The sequence below is a fragment of the Parvibaculum sp. genome (genome assembly GCF_040882025.1).
Taxonomy (GTDB): Bacteria; Pseudomonadota; Alphaproteobacteria; order Parvibaculales; family Parvibaculaceae; genus Parvibaculum.
This window is the reverse complement of record NZ_JBBECC010000149.1, coordinates 1-17675: the sequence shown is the minus strand read 5'-3', so window position 1 is coordinate 17675 and position 17675 is coordinate 1. Positions and strand designations below refer to the sequence as shown.

Annotated in this window: 18 protein-coding genes, 1 pseudogene and 1 riboswitch; of the genes and pseudogenes, 12 read left to right on the top strand and 7 right to left on the bottom strand. The window is 63.9% G+C overall.

Features of this window, described 5'->3' with window-relative positions; genetic code table 11:
• A pseudogene (locus tag WEB61_RS10610) lies at window positions 1–500 on the bottom strand (A/G-specific adenine glycosylase); the annotation flags it as partial.
• 84 nt (window positions 501–584) lie between these two features.
• On the opposite strand from WEB61_RS10610, the gene WEB61_RS10605 reads away from it, so the two are divergent.
• The 9 genes from WEB61_RS10605 to WEB61_RS10565 all read left to right on the top strand — a co-directional run bounded on the left by WEB61_RS10605 (window position 585) and on the right by WEB61_RS10565 (window position 9151).
• Complete coding sequence (locus WEB61_RS10605; RefSeq protein ID WP_368064309.1) at window positions 585–1115, top strand: DUF721 domain-containing protein; 531 nt, start codon at window positions 585–587, stop codon at window positions 1113–1115.
• Between the two features lie 105 nt (window positions 1116–1220).
• Window positions 1221–1946 carry a DsbA family protein gene (locus WEB61_RS10600; protein WP_368064308.1) on the top strand — a complete coding sequence of 242 codons (726 nt, stop codon included), beginning with the start codon at window positions 1221–1223 and terminating at the stop codon, window positions 1944–1946.
• A 55-nt stretch (window positions 1947–2001) separates the two neighbouring features.
• Window positions 2002–5463 (top strand): chromosome segregation protein SMC, encoded by a 3462-nt coding sequence (gene smc, locus WEB61_RS10595; protein ID WP_368064307.1) that lies wholly within the window; start codon window positions 2002–2004, stop codon window positions 5461–5463.
• A 258-nt stretch (window positions 5464–5721) separates the two neighbouring features.
• Window positions 5722–6087, top strand: a complete 366-nt coding sequence (locus WEB61_RS10590; RefSeq protein ID WP_368064306.1) for an AtpZ/AtpI family protein — start codon at window positions 5722–5724, stop codon at window positions 6085–6087.
• A 78-nt stretch (window positions 6088–6165) separates the two neighbouring features.
• A complete protein-coding gene (locus WEB61_RS10585) occupies window positions 6166–6888 on the top strand; it encodes a F0F1 ATP synthase subunit A (RefSeq protein WP_368064311.1) in 723 nt (240 codons plus the stop codon).
• Window positions 6889–6976: 88 nt separating this feature from the next.
• Window positions 6977–7204, top strand: coding sequence for a F0F1 ATP synthase subunit C (locus WEB61_RS10580; RefSeq protein WP_293206658.1), 228 nt, complete (start codon window positions 6977–6979; stop codon window positions 7202–7204).
• A 73-nt stretch (window positions 7205–7277) separates the two neighbouring features.
• Window positions 7278–7757: a F0F1 ATP synthase subunit B' gene (locus WEB61_RS10575; RefSeq protein WP_368064305.1), complete on the top strand. Its 480-nt coding sequence runs from the start codon at window positions 7278–7280 to the stop codon at window positions 7755–7757.
• A 17-nt stretch (window positions 7758–7774) separates the two neighbouring features.
• Window positions 7775–8260, top strand: coding sequence for a F0F1 ATP synthase subunit B (gene atpF, locus WEB61_RS10570; protein ID WP_368064304.1), 486 nt, complete (start codon window positions 7775–7777; stop codon window positions 8258–8260).
• A 108-nt stretch (window positions 8261–8368) separates the two neighbouring features.
• Entirely contained in the window at window positions 8369–9151 is a 783-nt protein-coding gene (locus WEB61_RS10565; protein ID WP_368064303.1) for a dienelactone hydrolase family protein, read from the top strand.
• On the opposite strand, the gene WEB61_RS10560 is transcribed toward WEB61_RS10565, so the two are convergent.
• The 6 genes from WEB61_RS10560 to WEB61_RS10535 all read right to left on the bottom strand — a co-directional run bounded on the left by WEB61_RS10560 (window position 9138) and on the right by WEB61_RS10535 (window position 15200).
• Window positions 9138–9704 carry a nucleotidyltransferase family protein gene (locus tag WEB61_RS10560; protein WP_368064302.1) on the bottom strand — a complete coding sequence of 189 codons (567 nt, stop codon included), beginning with the start codon at window positions 9702–9704 and terminating at the stop codon, window positions 9138–9140. The genes WEB61_RS10565 and WEB61_RS10560 overlap by 14 nt on opposite strands.
• A 2-nt stretch (window positions 9705–9706) precedes the next feature.
• Window positions 9707–11275 carry an aminomethyl-transferring glycine dehydrogenase subunit GcvPB gene (gene gcvPB, locus WEB61_RS10555; RefSeq protein ID WP_368064310.1) on the bottom strand — a complete coding sequence of 523 codons (1569 nt, stop codon included), beginning with the start codon at window positions 11273–11275 and terminating at the stop codon, window positions 9707–9709.
• A 9-nt stretch (window positions 11276–11284) separates the two neighbouring features.
• On the bottom strand, window positions 11285–12628 hold the full coding sequence (gene gcvPA / locus WEB61_RS10550; protein WP_368064301.1) for an aminomethyl-transferring glycine dehydrogenase subunit GcvPA: 1344 nt from the start codon (window positions 12626–12628) through the stop codon (window positions 11285–11287).
• A gap of 54 nt (window positions 12629–12682) precedes the next feature.
• Window positions 12683–13060 carry a glycine cleavage system protein GcvH gene (gcvH, locus tag WEB61_RS10545; RefSeq protein WP_368064300.1) on the bottom strand — a complete coding sequence of 126 codons (378 nt, stop codon included), beginning with the start codon at window positions 13058–13060 and terminating at the stop codon, window positions 12683–12685.
• Between the two features lie 34 nt (window positions 13061–13094).
• On the bottom strand, window positions 13095–14231 hold the full coding sequence (gene gcvT / locus WEB61_RS10540; protein ID WP_368064299.1) for a glycine cleavage system aminomethyltransferase GcvT: 1137 nt from the start codon (window positions 14229–14231) through the stop codon (window positions 13095–13097).
• Between the two features lie 187 nt (window positions 14232–14418).
• Window positions 14419–14522, bottom strand: a riboswitch (glycine riboswitch).
• 90 nt (window positions 14523–14612) lie between these two features.
• Window positions 14613–15200 (bottom strand): hypothetical protein, encoded by a 588-nt coding sequence (locus WEB61_RS10535; protein WP_368064298.1) that lies wholly within the window; start codon window positions 15198–15200, stop codon window positions 14613–14615.
• 246 nt (window positions 15201–15446) lie between these two features.
• On the opposite strand from WEB61_RS10535, the gene ispH reads away from it, so the two are divergent.
• The 3 genes from ispH to rnhA all read left to right on the top strand — a co-directional run.
• Window positions 15447–16403 carry a 4-hydroxy-3-methylbut-2-enyl diphosphate reductase gene (gene ispH, locus WEB61_RS10530; protein WP_368064297.1) on the top strand — a complete coding sequence of 319 codons (957 nt, stop codon included), beginning with the start codon at window positions 15447–15449 and terminating at the stop codon, window positions 16401–16403.
• Between the two features lie 12 nt (window positions 16404–16415).
• Window positions 16416–17381 (top strand): homoserine kinase, encoded by a 966-nt coding sequence (locus WEB61_RS10525; protein WP_368064296.1) that lies wholly within the window; start codon window positions 16416–16418, stop codon window positions 17379–17381.
• On the top strand, window positions 17378–17675 hold a 298-nt coding region (gene rnhA, locus WEB61_RS10520), incomplete at its 3' end, for a ribonuclease HI (protein ID WP_368064295.1). The genes WEB61_RS10525 and rnhA, both read left to right, overlap by 4 nt.

Here is a 17675-nt window from a genome sequence, read left to right as displayed (position 1 = left end):
TTCGGCAGCGGCGTTTCGATGTCGAAGAGGCGCGCCACCACGCGCTCGACATTGCCGTCGACCACCGTTGCGGGGCGGCCGAAAGCGATGGCGGCGATCGCGGCGGCCGTGTAGGGACCGACCCCCGGCAGGGCGATAAGTCCTTCCACTTCTTCGGGAAATTTTCCTCCGTGGTCAGACGATATGGTCCGCGCGCAGGCGTGCAGATTGCGCGCGCGGCTGTAGTAGCCGAGCCCCGCCCAGGCCTTCATCACCTCTTCCTGCGGCGCCTTCGCGAGCGCCTCCACCGTGGGCCAGCGCTTCAAAAAGCCCGTAAAATAAGGCCCAACCGTCGCCACGGTCGTTTGCTGCAGCATGATTTCCGAAAGCCACACCGCATAAGGATCGGCGCGCTCGCCTTTCCTCGCCCGCCACGGCAGCACGCGCGCGTGCCTGTCGTACCAGGCAAGCAGCTTGCGCGCGGCGAGCGATTTTTCCTTTGTTTCCGGGGCTTTTTTCACGGCTCGCGTCATCCTTCAGTCATCGCGCGGAATGGCCCCGCGCGTCAATTCGCGCGCGCTGCAAATTCGAGTCACAATGCGCGCATGAGCGGCATTCTCGGTCATCGCGTCGCCTCGCGGCGCTACAATCCTTCGCCCGTCGGCGCGCGGGTGGGTGCCGTCGCGCGCGCGGCCTTTGCCAAGCGCGGCTTCTCGGAAGCCCATGTGCTGGCGCATTGGCCGGAGATCGCGGGCGCGGCGCTTGCCGAGTTTTCGTCGCCCGAAAAGCTTGTTTTTCCAAGGACTTCCGGGGAGGAGGCCGCGCGTGGCCGGCGCGGCGGCGCGACGCTGGTCGTGCGGGTCGACGGGCCGATCGCGATCGAGATCCGGCATCTCGAACCGCAAATCATCGAGCGCATCAATGCCTATTACGGATACAGCGCGGTCGCGCGTTTGAAACTCGTGCAGGGCCCCCTGCCCGCGAAGCATCGCCCGCGCCTCCGGCGGCTGCGGCCACTGACGGCCGGTGAGCGGGCGGCGCTCGCACAAGAGCTTGAAAAGATTGAAGAACCGTCGCTGAAAGAGGCCCTCAGAAAGCTCGGCGAACGGGTGGTCGGGGCACGGACGGCCCGGTGAGGCGCCCCGAGTCGCGATTCTCGCGTCGAGGCAACAGAAAGGATTGGTTGAGGGCGCGGCCGCCCGCAGCCATAATGGCCCAACATCTAGTGGGAACCAGTCACCGTGAATCAAAATAGAGCCATTCTGGCCGGCGCCGTCGCAGTTATCCTCGTGCTGGCGATCGGCGGTTATTATCTCTTCGGCACCTCGAACGGCAGTGGCGGGGTGGGCCCCGTCGACCGCTCTGCCTTCGAGCAGGAGTTGCTGGTGCCGGGTCCGCTCGGCGACATGACGATGGGCGACCCCAACGCGCCGGTCACCATCATCGACTACGCCTCGCTCACCTGCGCGCATTGCGCCAGCTTCGAAGTCAACACAATGCCGCTCCTCAAGGAGCACTACATCGAAACCGGAAAGGTCTACTACATCCTGCGCGACTTCCCCTTCGATCCGATCGCGACGGCCGCCTTCATGCTGGCGCATTGCGCGGGGCCCGAGCGCTATTTCGGCTTTGTCGGCGTGCTGTTCCGGCAGCAGGAGCGCTGGGCGTTCACGCAGACTCCAATGGAGGACCTCAAGGCGCTGGCGCGGCAAGGCGGGTTCTCCGACGAAAGTTTCGACGCCTGCATGAAGGACCAGAAAGTTTTCGACCACGTGAAGGAAGTTGCGTTGCGCGGCGCCAAGACATTTGGCGTGCGCTCGACACCGACCTTCTTCATCAATGGCGAAAAAGTCGAAGGCGCGCTGCCCTGGAGCGATTTCGAACCGCTGATCCAGAAGGCCCTCGCGGGCCAGGACCTCGACTCGTTCGATCCGCCCGAGGGTCCGTCGACGCCTGCGGACGAATAGCTGCCGTATCTGCATTTTTCGAAGATCGAGACAACGCCAAAGATCGAGACACACAGTGAAGTTCAATCGCCTTCGCCTTTCGGGTTTCAAATCCTTCGTCGATCCGACCGATGTCGTCATCGAAGCCGGGCTGACCGGCATTGTCGGACCAAACGGTTGCGGCAAGTCGAACCTGCTCGAGGCGATGCGCTGGGTGATGGGCGAGAACTCGTTCAAGAACATGCGCGGTTCGGGCATGGAAGATGTGATCTTCTCCGGCACCAGCGGCCGCCCGGCGCGCAACCACGCCGAAGTCGTGCTCTATATCGACAATGGCGACCGTTCGGCGCCGCCTGCCTACAACGACAGCGATGTCATCGAGGTCTCGCGCCGGATCGAGCGCGAACAGGGGTCGACCTATCGCGTCAACGGCCGCGAGGTGCGCGCGCGCGACGTGCAACTCCTCTTTGCCGACGCGTCCACGGGTGCCCACTCACCGGCGCTGGTGCGTCAGGGCCAGATTGCGCAGCTCATCTCCTCCAAGCCGATCAACCGCCGCCGCATTCTCGAAGAGGCGGCCGGCATCACCGGCCTCTACACGCGCCGTCACGAGGCCGAGCTTCGGCTGAAGGCAGCCGAAACCAATCTCACACGGCTCGACGACGTCGTGGCGCAGCTTGAATCGCAGCTTGCGAGCCTCAAGCGGCAGGCGCGGCAGGCCGTGCGCTACCGCAATCTTTCGGGTCAGGTGCGCGAAACCGAAGCGATCCTGCTGCATCTCAAATGGACCCATGCCGTCGAGCTGCTGGCACATGAGGAAGAGCGGCTGGCCGCGACCGACGTTCGTGTGACGGAGCTGACGCGCGAAGCGGCGGCGGCTTCCACCATGGAAGCACAGGCCGCCGAGGCGCTGCCGCCCCTGCGCGAGGCCGAGGCGGTTGCCGCCGCGCGGCTGCACCGCCTCACCGTCGAGCGCGACAATCTCGACGCCGAGGAAGCACGTGCCCGCGAGCAGGCCGAACGCCTCACCGCGCGGCTGCAGCAGATAGCGCAGGATCTGGCGCGCGAGCGCGACCTGATCGATGACACGCAGGCGGCGATCGCCCGGCTTGACGAGGAGGCCGCCGAACTTCGCGCCGCCGAAGAAGGGCAGACGCAGGCGCAAGGCGAAGCCACGACGCGCGTAGAGGAGACGCGCAGCCGGCTTGAAGCGCATGAACAGGAACTCGACCAACTCAATCAGGAAATCGCGCGGCTCTCCGCCGAACGCAACAGCCTTGTGCGCACCATCGACACCGGCCGCCAGCGCATCGAAAAGCTGGAGCGCCAGCTTGCCGAAATCATCCGCGAACGCGAGACGCTGGCGGACGCCGAAGAAAAGAAAGCGCAGATCGCGCTGCAGTCGGCTGAACTCGATGGCGCGGCGGCGCGGATGGCAGAAGCCGAACGTCTGGCACTCGAAGCCGAAGAAGCACGCCGCACCGCTCAGGATGCCGAAAAGACCGCGCGCGAACCGCTGCAAATTGCCGAACGCGCGGCAGGCGACCTCACCGCCGAGGCGAAAACTCTGACCGATTTGCTTTCGGTCGGCGAAAGCGACCTCTGGCCGCCGATGATCGACGCCGTGACGGTCGAACATGGCTACGAGACGGCTCTCGGTGCGGCGATGGGCGACGACCTCGCGGTCCCCGGCGATCAGGCGGCACCGATCCATTGGGACGCGCTGCCGCCCTTCGAAACGGTGCCGGAGCTGCCCGAAGGTGCGACGCCGCTTTCCTACTTCGTGCAAGGACCAGCCGCCCTCGGCCGCCGCCTGTCGCAGATCGGCATTGTTGTTTCGACTGACGACGGCAAGCGCCTGCAAGCGTTGCTGAAGCCCGGCCAGCGGCTCGTGACGCGCGAAGGCGCGCTGTGGCGCTGGGACGGCTATACGGCTGCGGCCGATGCGCCGACGGCGTCCGCACGCCGCCTTGAGCAACGCAACCGGCTTGCCGATCTCGAAGCCGAACTTGGCGCGGCGCGCGAAACCGCGAGGACGGCCCGCACGACGTTCGACGCCGCCCATGTCGCGGCGGAAGAAGCCACGGCCCGCGAGCAGCAGCAGCGACAAGCGCTGCGCGACGCGCAGGCTGAACACAATCGCATCCGCGAAACACTGACGGCAGCCGAACGTGCGGCGTCCGCTCAACTTTCGCGCCTGGCATCGCTCACCGAATCCGAAGAGCGCCTGACCGGCGATCGCGTGGAGGCCGCCCGGGCGCTCGAAGAAGCCGAGGTCGCTCTTCAGAACCTGAAGCCCGATGAGGAGTTGCGCCAGCGCGCCAGCGCGTTGCGCGATCTCGTCGCAGCACTTCGGCTCGAGCTTTCCGAGGCCCGTGCCCAGCACGAAGGCCTTCGCCGCGAAGCCGACGCGCGGACGCGTCGTCTCGATGTCATTGCCGAGGAGAGCGCGGCGTGGCAATCGCGCGCGGCCAATGCCGGCCAGCAGATCGAGACGCTGGAGGCGCGGCAGACCGAGGCCGAGGCCGAATTGAAGGCGCTGGAGAATGTTCCGGCGCAGATCGAGGAAAAGCGGCACGCGCTGATGAGCCATATCGGGGATGCCGAGACGGCACGCGGGCAGGCAGCCGACTCGCTGGCAAGCGCCGAAAAGCTGCTTTCCGAGACGACGAAGCATGCCAAGGACATGCAGTCACATCTCGGCGAGACGCGCGAGGAGCGGGCGCGCATCGACGGGCTGGTCGACGGTGCGCGGGAACGGCGCCGCGAGGCGGAAGAGCGCGTGCGCGAGGTTCTGGAATGCGCGCCCGAAGAGGCGCTGGCGCAGGCCAATCTCGCCGAAGGCGCCGAATTGCCGGATCTCGAACAGATCGACGCCAAACTCGAACGGCTGAAGCGCGAGCGCGAAAGCCTTGGCGGCGTTAATCTGCGCGCCGAGGAAGAAGCCCGCGAACTTTCCGAGCAGCTCGAAACGATGACCAGCGAGCGTGAAGACCTCGTCGGCGCCATCGCGAAGCTCCGGCAGGGGATCGGCAGCCTCAACCGCGAAGGCCGCGAGCGGATGCTGGAAGCCTTCGAAAAGGTCAACGCCAATTTCTCGCGTCTCTTCACGCATCTCTTCGGTGGCGGCGAAGCGCATCTGAAGCTGACCGAATCCGACGATCCGCTGGAAGCCGGCCTCGAAATCTTCGCCCGTCCGCCGGGCAAGCGGCTGCAGGTGATGTCGCTTCTGTCGGGCGGCGAGCAGGCGCTGACGGCGATGTCGCTGATCTTCGCCGTGTTCCTCACCAACCCGTCGCCGATCTGCGTGCTGGACGAGGTGGACGCGCCGCTCGACGACGCCAATGTCGAACGGTTCTGCGACCTGATGGACGAGATGACGCGCACCACCGATACGCGCTTCCTGATCATCACCCATCACGCGCTGACCATGGCGCGCATGAATCGCCTCTTCGGCGTCACCATGCAGGAACGCGGCGTCTCGACGCTGGTGTCGGTCGATCTCGACGTCGCGGAGCAGATTCGCGAGGCTTCCTGACGACTTCGACCCCGCCCCTGCCGCAACGGAAAGGCCCCCTTTCAGGGGGCCTTTTTCATCTCACCGGGAGACTCGTTTCGCATGCGCGCCGAGGCCGAATGCCGCAGCCGCGAAAGACGCCGAATTTTCCTTTTATTACAATGACTTAAATGAACCTCGGCGGTTCTTGACAGTACCAGACCCTGCAAGTAGGGTGCGCGCGGCTTGAGGCAGGGTTCTGCATTTGCAGCGGAGCTTTTTCGCGGGGAGCATGGAGTTTTGGCGGACCCTGAGGACGGCAAATCTCCCGACACTTCCGGCGCGGAAAAGGGGCGCAATTCCGATCTTGCGGATTTCGGCGCCAGGCTGCGAAAGACGCAGCAGGCCCACCTGAAGCCCGCGTCCGGCGGTGGCCGGGGCACAGCCATGGGCATCGCTTTCCGGCTGGTCACCGAACTGGTGGCCGGCGTCTTCGTCGGGGCGGCGATCGGCTGGGTTCTGGATAGCTGGCTCGGCACGCGGCCCTGGTTTTTGCTGGTGTTTTTCTTCATCGGCGCGGCAGCGGGCATTTTGAATGTGTACCGGGCGGCACGGCAGATCGCCGCTTCAGCCGAACGGGACGCAGGCGGCGATCAACAGGGCTGAGGCCCATCCGACACAAGGGCGGCGAGCGTGGCGACAGAAAACGCAGAACATGGCGGCGGCGGCTTCGCCATCGACCCGATGCATCAGTTCGAGATCAAGACGCTTTTCCCGATGCAATTCGGGAACATCGACGCTTCCTTCACCAATTCATCGCTCTTCATGGTTCTTGCCGCAGCTGGGGTGATCGGCCTGATGCTGACCGGCATCAACCGCCGCGCGATGGTGCCGGGGCGGCTGCAATCCATCGTCGAGATGTCCTACGAATTCATCGCCAACATGCTGCGCGACAATGTGGGCACGGCGGGCCTGCGTTTCTTCCCCTTCGTGTTCACGCTCTTCACCTTCATCCTGGCGTGCAACCTCCTGGGAATGATCCCCTATTCCTTCACCGTGACGAGCCACATCATCGTCACCTTCGCGCTGGCTTTCTTCATCTTCATCGGCGTGACGATCCTCGGCTTTGCCGTTCACGGGGTCGGTTACATGAAGTTCTTCGTGCCGCACGGCGTGCCGGTTTATCTGTTGCCGCTGGTGGTGCCGATCGAGGTTGTGTCCTATCTGACGCGCCCGATCAGCCTGTCGGTTCGTCTTTTCGCCAACATAATGGCCGGCCACACGGTGCTGAAAGTGTTCGCGGGCTTCGTCATCGCACTTGGCGCCTTCGGCTTTGCGCCGGGCATCGTGCCGCTGCTTTTCATGGTCGGTCTCACCGGTCTCGAAGTGCTGGTTGCGGCGCTCCAGGCCTATGTGTTCGCGATCCTGACCTGCATCTATCTCAACGACGCCTTGCATATGCATTGAGGCGCCGGCCAAAACGGGGCGAAAACCCCATCGATCAACCGCAACGGGGCGCGACCCGCACCCTTTACGACAACGGAGACTGAAGACCATGGAAGCAGAAGCTGCAAAGCTCATCGGTGCGGGTATCGCCTGTATCGCTCTTGCCGGCGCCGGCGTCGGCATCGGCACGATTTTCGGCAATTACCTCGCAGGCGCGCTGCGCAACCCCGCCGCAGCGCAGGGCCAGTTCGGCAATGCGCTGCTCGGCTTCGCGCTTGCCGAAGCGACGGGCCTGTTCGGCCTCGCCGTCGCGTTCCTGATCCTCTTCGCGTTCTGATCGGCGCGGACGCCCAAGTGTTCCGGCGCCGCCCCATCGCGCGGCGCGGGCCTTCGCTTTCAGGAGAAGCGGCATGCCGCAACTAGCATTCGAAACCTTCGTCCCGCAGCTGGTCTGGCTCGTCATCACCTTCGGATTTCTCTATCTGATGATGGCACGTGTGGCGCTGCCGCGCATTGCGACCGTGCTCGAGGAACGCCGCGACCGTATCGCCGACGACCTCGATCAGGCCGAACAGTTCAAGCGGCAGACGGACGAAGCCATTGCCGCTTACGAGAAGGCGCTGGCGGAAGCCCGCGCCAATGCGCATGAGATTGCGCAAGCGACGCGCGACCGACTGCACGAGGAAACCGAACGCCAGCGGAAGTCCATCGAGGCGCGGCTGGCCGAGAAGATCGCAACGGCCGAAAAGCAGATCGCCGCGACCAAGGAAAAGGCTCTCGGCAATGTGCGTGCCGTCGCCATCGAGGTGGCGGAGGCTGTGGTGACGGAGCTTCTCGGCAATACCGACCGGGCCGCGACCGAGCGCGCCGTCGATAGCGAACTCAAGTAAGAGAAGGATCGGAGCCGATGTTCGCCACTCCCGATTTCTGGGTGCTGATTTCCTTCCTGATGTTCGTCGGGCTCCTCGTCTATTACAAGGTTCCCGGCATGGTGACGGCGCTGCTCGACAAGCGCGCCGCCGACATTGCGGCGGAGCTCGACGAAGCGCGCCGGCTGCGCGAGGAAGCGCAGCAACTTCTTGCCTCCTATCAACGCAAGCAGCGTGATGCCATGAAGGAAGCGGAAGACATCATCGCTCAGGCCAAAACCGAAGCCGAGAACCTCGCCAAGGAAATCCGCGCCAATATGGAAACGCAGGTCGAGCGGCGCACGAAGCTCGCCGAGGACAAGATCGCCCAGGCCGAATCGCAGGCATTGAGCGAAGTCCGCGCGACGGCCGCGGAGGTCGCCATCGGCGCGGCGCGGAAGGTGATCGCCGACAAGGTGACGGCCGCCGAGGACGAAAAGCTGGTCGAGCGTTCGATCGCCGACCTCGCGTCCAAGCTGCACTGAAGAAACAAGCTCCCGAAACCCCGCCCCGCGAAAGCCGGGCGGGGTTTTTCGTTGCATTCGTGGGGCCTCCTCCCCTTCAATGAGCAAGCCATCGGGGAGGAACCGGCCATGCTGACCACCTATACCCAGACCAGCTTCGCGCATGACGGCGAGACGCGGCCGGTCTATGTGCGGGGACACGGACCCGCGGTCATCGTCATTCATGAAATTCCGGGCATCACCCCGGAGGTCATTCGTTTTGCAGACTGGGTGGTCGATGCGGGTTTCCGCGTCTACATGCCCGAGCTTCTGGGCCAAGCCGGCAAGCCGCTTACTACGCCCTATGTCCTTTCATCGATGATGAAACTCTGCATCCGTCGCGAGTTCCACATCCTCGCCTCGAACCGTTCGAGCCCCGTGACCGTCTGGCTCAGAGCGCTCGCGCGTCATGCGCATGACGAAGCCGGCGGCAAGGGGGTCGGCGCCGTCGGCATGTGCTTTTCGGGCAATTTCGCGCTGTCGATGATGATGGAGCCCGCCTTGCTGGCGCCCGTCCTGTCGCAACCTTCAATGCCGTTTCCTGCCGGCGCGGCGCGGAAGGCGGCGCTGCATGTGTCGCCGGAAGAATTGCAATGCGTGAAGGATCGCTGCGCCAAGGGCGCCAAGGTGCTGGGTCTTCGTTTCAAGGGCGACTTCCTGTCCCCACCGGAGAAGTTCGAGACCTTGCGGCGAGAGCTCGGAGATGCGTTCGAAGGCATCGAGATCGACGACAAGCACGCCAACCCCGACTCACCCGCGCCGAAACCGCATTCGGTGCTCACCGTCGACCTGATCGACCGCGACGGCGAGCCGACCAAGGAAGCCGCCAAGCGCGTCATCGCGTTTTTTCAGGAGCGGCTCAAGGCGGCGTAACGATGGTTATTTCAGGCCAATTCTCTTTCCAGCGCGCGGCTTTCTCGGCGAGGCGATCGGCGTTGAAATTGGCGACGGGGTTGGGGCGGACGGTCATCGTTGCGATGTCGCCGAAGCCGAAGGGGGCATAAGTCTGCAAACCCCCACCCGCCGCCTGCACGCCGACCATGCAGGCCGGTGCCAGAAAGCGATCGATGCCGTCGGTCGCGCAGGCAAGCGGCGGATAGGGCATGCCGAATTTTTCCGGATACCAGAGATGCACGCGGGCCTGATTGCGCAGCTCGACCTCGATGCCGAGCGGTGCGAAGAGGTCGCGCGCGCGTGCGATGGCGCGGTCTTCCGCTTCCCAGCTCGTGTCGGGATCGAAATAGAAGATGTCGTAATCCTTGATGCCATAGTCCGGCGCGCGACCGGTCAACGCATTCCAGACGGCCTGAAAGAGACTGCCCGACACAAGCCATGCGTCGGGCAGTCCGAGCCCAGGCAAACGGTCGAGGATCGTGCGGTTGGTGTCGTTGGCGAGCGCCAGCGAAAGAAACCGCGCTTCATTCACAGCTATTCGGCTGCTTGCTTCGGTGCCGGCGGCATCCAGCGCAGCACCGGGCTGCGGGCGGCTGCCGTTTCGTCCAGACGGCGGCGGGGCGACAGATAGGGTGCGCCGGTGAAGCGCTCCTTGTCATTCGACTTCGCCGCACGAGCGAGATCCTTCAGGGTTGCGATGAACAGGTCGATGGCCTGTTTCGATTCCGTTTCGGTCGGCTCGATCAGCAGCGCGCCATGCACGACCAGCGGGAAGTACATGGTCATCGGGTGATAGCCTTCGTCGATCATCGCCTTGGCGAAATCGAGCGTTTCAACGCCGGTGCCTTTCAGGAAACGATCGTCGAACAGCGCCTCATGCATGCAAGGGCCTTCGAAAGGCGCTGAAAGATCGTTCTTCAGCGACGCCAGCACATAGTTGGCATTCAACACCGCATCCTCGGCGACCTGGCGCAAGCCGTCCGAGCCGTGGCTCATCATGTAAGCGAGCGCGCGAACGAACATCCCCATCTGGCCGTGGAAAGCCGTCATGCGACCAAAGGGGGTCGTGCCGTCGGCTTTCGCATCTTCGGCCGTTTCGACAAGCCGGAAGCCGTCCGGCCCGTGCACCACATAGGGACGCGGCGCGAACGGCACCAGCGCTTCGGAGAAAACCACCGGTCCCGCGCCAGGCCCGCCGCCGCCATGCGGCGTCGAAAAGGTCTTGTGCAGGTTAATGTGCATGGCATCGATACCAAGATCGCCCGGCCGCACGCGGCCGACAATGGCGTTGAAGTTGGCGCCGTCGCAATAAAAATAGGCGCCCGCTTCATGCACCGCATCGGCGATTTCGATGATGTCGCGCTCGAAGAGACCGCAGGTATTGGGATTGGTCAACATGATCGCGGCAACGTCCGGACCGAGCTTCGCCTTGAAGGCTTCGAGATCGACGCGGCCTTCTTTCGTCGCCGGAATGGAATCGACCTTGTAGCCAAGCAGCGCCGCCGTGGCGGGATTTGTTCCATGCGCCGACTCAGGCACCAGCACGCGGCTGCGCGCTTCGTCTTCGCCGCGCGCAATCAACGCGGCACGAATGGCCATCATGCCGCAGAGTTCGCCATGCGCACCCGCCTTGGGCGACAACGCAACGCCCGGCATGCCCGTCAGTTCCTTCAGCCAGTGGGCAAGCGTGTCCATCAGCTCCAGCGCGCCCTGCACCGTCTTCACCGGTTGCAATGGATGAATGTCGCCGATGCCCGGCAACCGCGCCATCTTCTCGTTAAGGCGCGGATTGTGTTTCATCGTGCAGGAGCCGAGCGGATAGAGACCGGCATCGATCGAATAATTCTTGGCCGACAAGCGCACATAGTGGCGCACGACCTCAGGCTCCGAAACGCTCGGCAAACCGATCCGCCCCTGCCGTTCGAAATTGCCGAGGCGCGCGGTAAAGGGCGCGGGCTCGTCGAGATCGACGCCGCAGGCGCCCGGATTGTCGAGTTCGAAGAGCAGCGCTTCCTCAAGCTGCAGCGCACGATTTCCCGTGAAGGTCTCGTGCATGACCGGAATTGCGCCGCCGATCGAGGTCGGACGTCCCTGCTTGTTCATTCCCGACATCTAGAGCACCTCCTCAAGCGCGGCGGCATAGGCGGCGCGATCGTCATCGGTATTGATTTCAGTCGAAGCGACGATCAGCAGATCGTCGAGCCCTGCACCTGGCAGCAGGCGCGAAGCCGGCACGCCGCCGAGAACGCCCCTGTCGGCCAGCGCATCGACGACGTCCGCCGCCGGTTTGGACACACGCATCGTGAACTCGTTGAAAAAGGCCTGATTGAGAATCTCGACACCCGGCACTTTCGCCAGACGTTCCGCCAGATCGACGGCCGCCGCGTGATTGATCCGCGCCAGGCGTTTGTAGCCCTCCTCACCCAGGAGCGACATATGAATGGTGAAGGCGAGGCAGCAGAGCCCCGAATTCGTACAGATGTTGGATGTCGCTTTCTCACGGCGGATATGTTGTTCGCGCGTCGACAGTGTCAGCACGAAACCGCGCTTGCCGTCTGCATCCACCGTCTCGCCGCAAAGGCGGCCGGGCATCTGGCGTATAAATTTCTGCCGCGTGGCGAAGAGGCCGACATAGGGACCGCCGAAATTGAGGCCATTGCCAATGGATTGCCCCTCGCCCACCACGATGTCAGCGCCCATCTCGCCGGGCGGTGTCACCGCACCCAGCGAAACGAATTCGGGCACGACGGCGATCAGCAGCGCACCCTTGGCATGCGCTGCTTCGGCGATGGGGCGCAAATCGACCAGTTCACCGAAAAAACCCGGCGTCTGCACGACGACACAACTTGTGTCATCGGCAATATGGGCCGCGATGTCTTCCACCTTGCCGGGCAGCGCCGGCGGCATGATTTCGAGATCGTAGCCGGCGAAATCCGACAGGTTTTTCACAACCTCGGCATATTGCGGATGCAACGTGCCCGACAAAACCGCCTTTTTTCGCTTCGTCACGCGATGCGCCATCAGCACTGCCTCGCCACAACCTGTCGAGCCGTCATACATGGAGGCGTTCGCGACATCCATGCCGGTGATCATCGCGACCTGAGTCTGGAATTCGAACAGATACTGCAGTGTGCCTTGCGTGATTTCCGGCTGGTAGGGTGTGTAAGAGGTGAGAAACTCCGACCGCTGGATCAGATGGTCGACGGCGGCCGGCACATGATGGCGATAGGCGCCTGCCCCGACAAAGAAGGGAACGGAGCTGGCTGAAACGTTTTTTGCTGCCATCTTTGCGAGCGCGCGCTCGACTTCGATTTCGCCCTGCCGGCGTGGCAGATCGACAAGGCCTTCGAGGCGCGCGTGTTCCGGTACGTCGCGGAACAGTTCATCGACGCTCTTTGCGCCGATGACGCCGAGCATTTCGCGGCGGTCGGTCTCGGTCAGGGGCAGGTAACGCATGGTCGCGGCATCCTTTTCGGGCTTGTGCGGGCTCGCCGATTGCAGCGCGCCTGATCAGTGCAGGCCTTCGACAAATTCCTTGTAGGCGTTTTCGTCCATCAGCTTTTCGAGTTCCGAGGGGTCCGACATGCGCAGCTTGACGAACCAGCCATCGCCCATCGCATCTTCATTGACACCGGCCGGGGTTGCTTCGATGTCGCTGTTGACGTCGATCACCTCGCCGCTCACCGGCGTATAAACCTCGCTCGCGGCCTTGACGCTCTCAACCACAGCCGCCTCGTCGCCCGCTTCGATGGTCTTGCCGACATCCGGCAATTCCACATAGACGACGTCGCCCAGTTGTTCCTGCGCGTAGTCGGTGATGCCGATGGTGGCGATGTCGCCGTCCACGCGGACCCATTCATGCTGATCGGTAAAACGAATATCGCTCATCTGAAGTCCCCTGATCCCTTGCTGAAAACCATATTCAACTACCCCGGTAAAAACGCTTTTCGACAAACGGCATCGCCGCGACATGCGCGGCGCGGCCTTTGCCGCGCACCATCAACTCGACGGCCGTTCCGGCTTTTGCATGGGCCGTGTCGACATAACCCATCGCGATGGGACCGCCGACGCTCGGGCCATAGCCACCGCTCGTCACCACGCCAATCCTGTTGCCGCCGGCATGAATCTCCGTGCCTTCGCGCGCCGGCGCCTTGCCTTCCGGTAGCAGACCAACGCGCTTGCGCGGCGCGCCGCCCGCAATCTGATCGAGAATGATTTTCACGCCCGGAAAATTCGCTTCCTCGCGGCGACGCTTGCCGATCGTCCAGCCGAGGGCGGCTTCGATGGGTGTCGTCGTTTCGTCAATGTCGTGGCCGTAGAGACAAAGCCCGGCTTCGAGGCGCAGCGAGTCGCGCGCGCCGAGACCGATCGGCTTCACTTCCGGTTCGGTCAGCAGCTTTTTCGTCAACGCGACGGCATCAGCTTCCGGTATCGAAATTTCATAGCCGTCCTCGCCCGTGTAGCCCGAGCGACTGACCATGCAGGGAATCCCGGCAACCTTCATGTCGCGCGCGGTCATGAATTGCTGCGTCGCTGCTTCCGGCGCGAAACGGGCAAAGACCTCGGCTGCCTTCGGCCCCTGCAAGGCGACCAGCGCGCGGTCCTCGAGCCGCTGGAGCGTGACGCCAGTCGGCAGATGCGCATGGATGTGGGCGAAGTCGGCGTCCTTGCAGGCCGCGTTGACGATCAGGAACAGGCGGCCGTCGGTCCGTGTCCGCGTAACCATCAGGTCGTCGCGGATACCGCCCTTGTCGTTCAGCAACAGCGTGTAGCGGATAGCGCCGGGCGCGAGGCCGAGAATATCGCCCGGCGTCAGCGCCTCGACGGCGCGTGCAACCGTTTCGTGATCCGGCCCCGTGAGAAAGGCCTGCCCCATATGCGACACGTCGAAGAGGCCCGCCGCCGCGCGCGTATGCAGGTGCTCGGCCAATACACCGTCGGGGTATTGAACCGGCATGTCGTAGCCGGCAAACGGCACCATCTTCGCGCCCGCTTCGACATGGAGCGCGTGAAGAGGTGTGATTTTCAGCTTGTCCGCGGCAATGGCAGGTTCCGACATAGGGCTTCCAGGCTCGTCACTTGGACGAAAGCGAATCGATATGGGTCGCTACATCGGCGAATCGCTTCGCCCGTAGCGCCCCACTCTGTCGCGGTACCTGAGAGATTTCGCGGTGGCTCGATGCCCGTTCCGCTTACGCCCTTCGGTGAGTCCGGCAAATCGGCCGCCGGCCTGCTTTCCAGAGATTCATCCCCCTGCGGTCCTTTGTGCCTGAGAGTTTCCGGGGCGGTTGCTCCTTCGGCGTCGGAATCCAGTATTTATTTAGGTTCCGATCTCTCCCGCAGAGTTCATCTGAGTTGAGTGCCGCCGATCATATGGGCCGACCGGCAAGAGTCAATGCGGGCGCCCAAAATACGCCGATCACGCAGAAATCAGCGGTTTTCAGCGGATCGGAACATAGGACACCCGACGGTTGTATTCGAGCTGCTCCGCCGTCAGCTGGAAGCCGACGAGAATCTGGTAGATGCGCCCGTCGGCCGTGCCGCCGTAAGGCAGGACCGTTCCGTCGACCGTTTTGAGGAAGCGCACCTGCCGCTGATCTGCCGGGAAATTCACGGGAATCTGATAGATCTGTTTCTTGTCCAGCGTCTCGAAACGGCGGGTTACGGCCACGAAAGCGTTGAAAGTGAGGTCGCGCGAGGTCGCGGCCGGGCCCAGTTCGGCGACGCCGTCAAAGGCGAGATCGACGGTGATTGTTGAGTCGTCTGTGTTGTAGGTGCATTTGGAGACGACCTTGCCGATTTCGGCGCGCGCGACGATGTCGGTGAGGTCGGCGCCGGCGCCGCGCAACAAGGTCATGTGGTCGGTTTCGCCCAGCACCCCAACCTGTGGACAGGGGAGCTGCGCGGTGCCGCCTTCCTTGTCGCCACTGCCGAACGGGTTGAGCGAGGCGCAGCCTGCCAGCGCCAGCGACGCGGCGAGCGTCAGGGAAAGTCTGCTAAGGCGTTGCAGCGCAATCGAAAACGGCATCTGATCTCACTCTGTTGTGGCTGGCGCGAGCGGCAGGACGCCGGTCGGCGGCTTTCTTGACTTTCCCCGGCGGGGCCCCTCTATTACCGACGAGAGGGGCGATCCCCCGAAAGCCTTGCATTTCATGAGGTTAGCAAGACGGGCGACCGCTCCCGACGGCGCGGAAACTCTATCGGAGTGGTCCCGAAGTCACAAGACGGCACAGCGCGTGGCCCGATTACCCCCCCTCTGTCACGAAACTGTCACATGACTGTCACAAAAGCCAAACCACCCCTCACCCTCCTCCTCGCAAGTCCGCGCGGATTTTGCGCCGGGGTCGACCGCGCCATCCAGATCGTCGAAATGGCGATCGAGAAATTCGGCGCGCCGGTCTATGTGCGGCATGAAATCGTGCACAACCGCTTCGTGGTCGAGAACCTGGAGCGCAAGGGCGCCGTCTTCGTCGAGGAACTGGACGAGGTGCCGGCGGGCGCCCGTGTGATTTTTTCGGCACATGGCGTGCCGAAAGCGGTGCCGGCCGAAGCGCAGGCGCGCGAACTCTTCTATCTCGACGCCACCTGCCCGCTCGTCTCGAAGGTGCATGTCGAGGCCGAGCGCCTGCACGAGCGCGGCCTCGAAATCCTGCTGATCGGCCATGCCGGCCACCCGGAAGTGATCGGCACGATGGGGCAACTGCCCGAAGGCGCGGTCAAGCTGATCGAAACGATTGCGGACGCCGAAGCGTTCGAGCCGAAGGACCCCGCGAAGCTTGCTTTCGTCACGCAGACGACGCTGTCGGTCGACGACACGGCGGGCATCGTTGCGGTGCTGCGCCGGCGCTTCCCCGAGATCGCCGGGCCGCACAAGGAAGACATCTGCTATGCCACGACCAACCGCCAGGAGGCGGTGAAGGCGATCGCGCCGCGCGCCGAGGCGATGCTGGTGATCGGCGCGCCGAACTCGTCGAATTCGATGCGGCTCGTCGAGGTGGCCGAGCGGGCGGGCTGCGCCTACGCGGCGCTGGTGCAGCGGGCCGCCGACATCGACTGGGCGGCGCTCGGCAACCCCGCCATTGTCGGCCTGACGGCGGGCGCCAGCGCGCCGGAAGTGCTGGTCGAGGAGGTGATCGACGCCTTCCGCCAGCGCTTCGAGGTGACGGTTGAGGATATTCCGGTGCGGCGCGAATCGGTACAGTTCAAGCTGCCGCGCGCGCTTGCGGTCTGACCGGGGAATTTCATGGCCGTCTACACGGAAGTGCCCGACGAGGAACTGACCGCCTTCCTCGCCGCCTACGACATCGGTGCGCTGCTCTCCTACAAGGGCATCGCCGAGGGCGTCGAGAATTCCAACTACATGCTGCATACCGACAAGGGCGCCTATTTTCTGACGCTTTATGAAAAGCGCGTGGCGGCGCGCGACCTGCCCTTCTTTCTCGGGCTGATGATCCATCTGGCCGAGCACGGCATCAATTGCCCGACGCCGATCCGCAACCGGAAGGGCGAGGTGCTGGGCGAGCTTGCCGGACGGCCCGCCGTCATCGTCAGCTTTCTCGAAGGCGTGCATGTGCGCCGGCCGCAACCGCGCCATTGCGTGGAGGTGGGCCGGGCGCTGGCGCAAATGCATCTCGCCGGCCGCGACTTTTCGCTGACGCGGCCCAACGCGCTCAATATCGACGGCTGGGGCCCGCTTTTCGACTCGTGCCGCGACGGCGCGGACGCGCTCGCCCCCGGCCTCGCACAGGACCTCGACCGCGAACTCGGCATATTGGCGCGCGACTGGCCGCGCGACCTGCCGGCCGGCGTCATCCATGCCGATCTCTTTCCCGACAATGTGTTTTTCATCGGCGACCGGCTTTCGGGCCTGATCGATTTCTATTTCGCCTGCAACGACGCCTTCGCCTATGACCTTGCGATCTGCCTCAACGCCTGGTGCTTCGAGAGCGACGGCGCGTTCAACATCACCAAGGCGCGCGCGCTGCTGCAAGCTTACGCGCAGGTGCGGCCGCTCAGCGCCGCCGAACTCCGCGCCCTGCCGCTGCTCGCGCGCGGCGCGGCCCTGCGCTTCCTGCTGACGCGGCTTTACGACTGGATCAACCAGCCGCCGGGCGCTTTCGTGAAGCCGAAGAATCCGAAGGAATATCTCATCCGCCTGCGTTTTCACCGCGGCGTCTCATCGCCTGCCGGTTACGGGCTCGACGCATGAGCGGCGAGACGGTGGACATCTATACGGACGGCGCCTGCTCGGGAAACCCCGGCCCCGGCGGCTGGGGCGCGCTGTTGCTGTGGAACGGGCACGAAAAGGAAATCACGGGCGGCGAAGCGGCCACCACCAACAACCGCATGGAGCTGATGGCGGCGATCATGGCGCTGGAAGCGCTGAAGCGCGGCACGCATGTGCGCATCCACACCGACAGCACCTATGTGAAAGACGGCATCACCAAATGGATTCACAACTGGAAGAAGAACGGCTGGAAGAACGCCGCGAAACAGCCGGTCA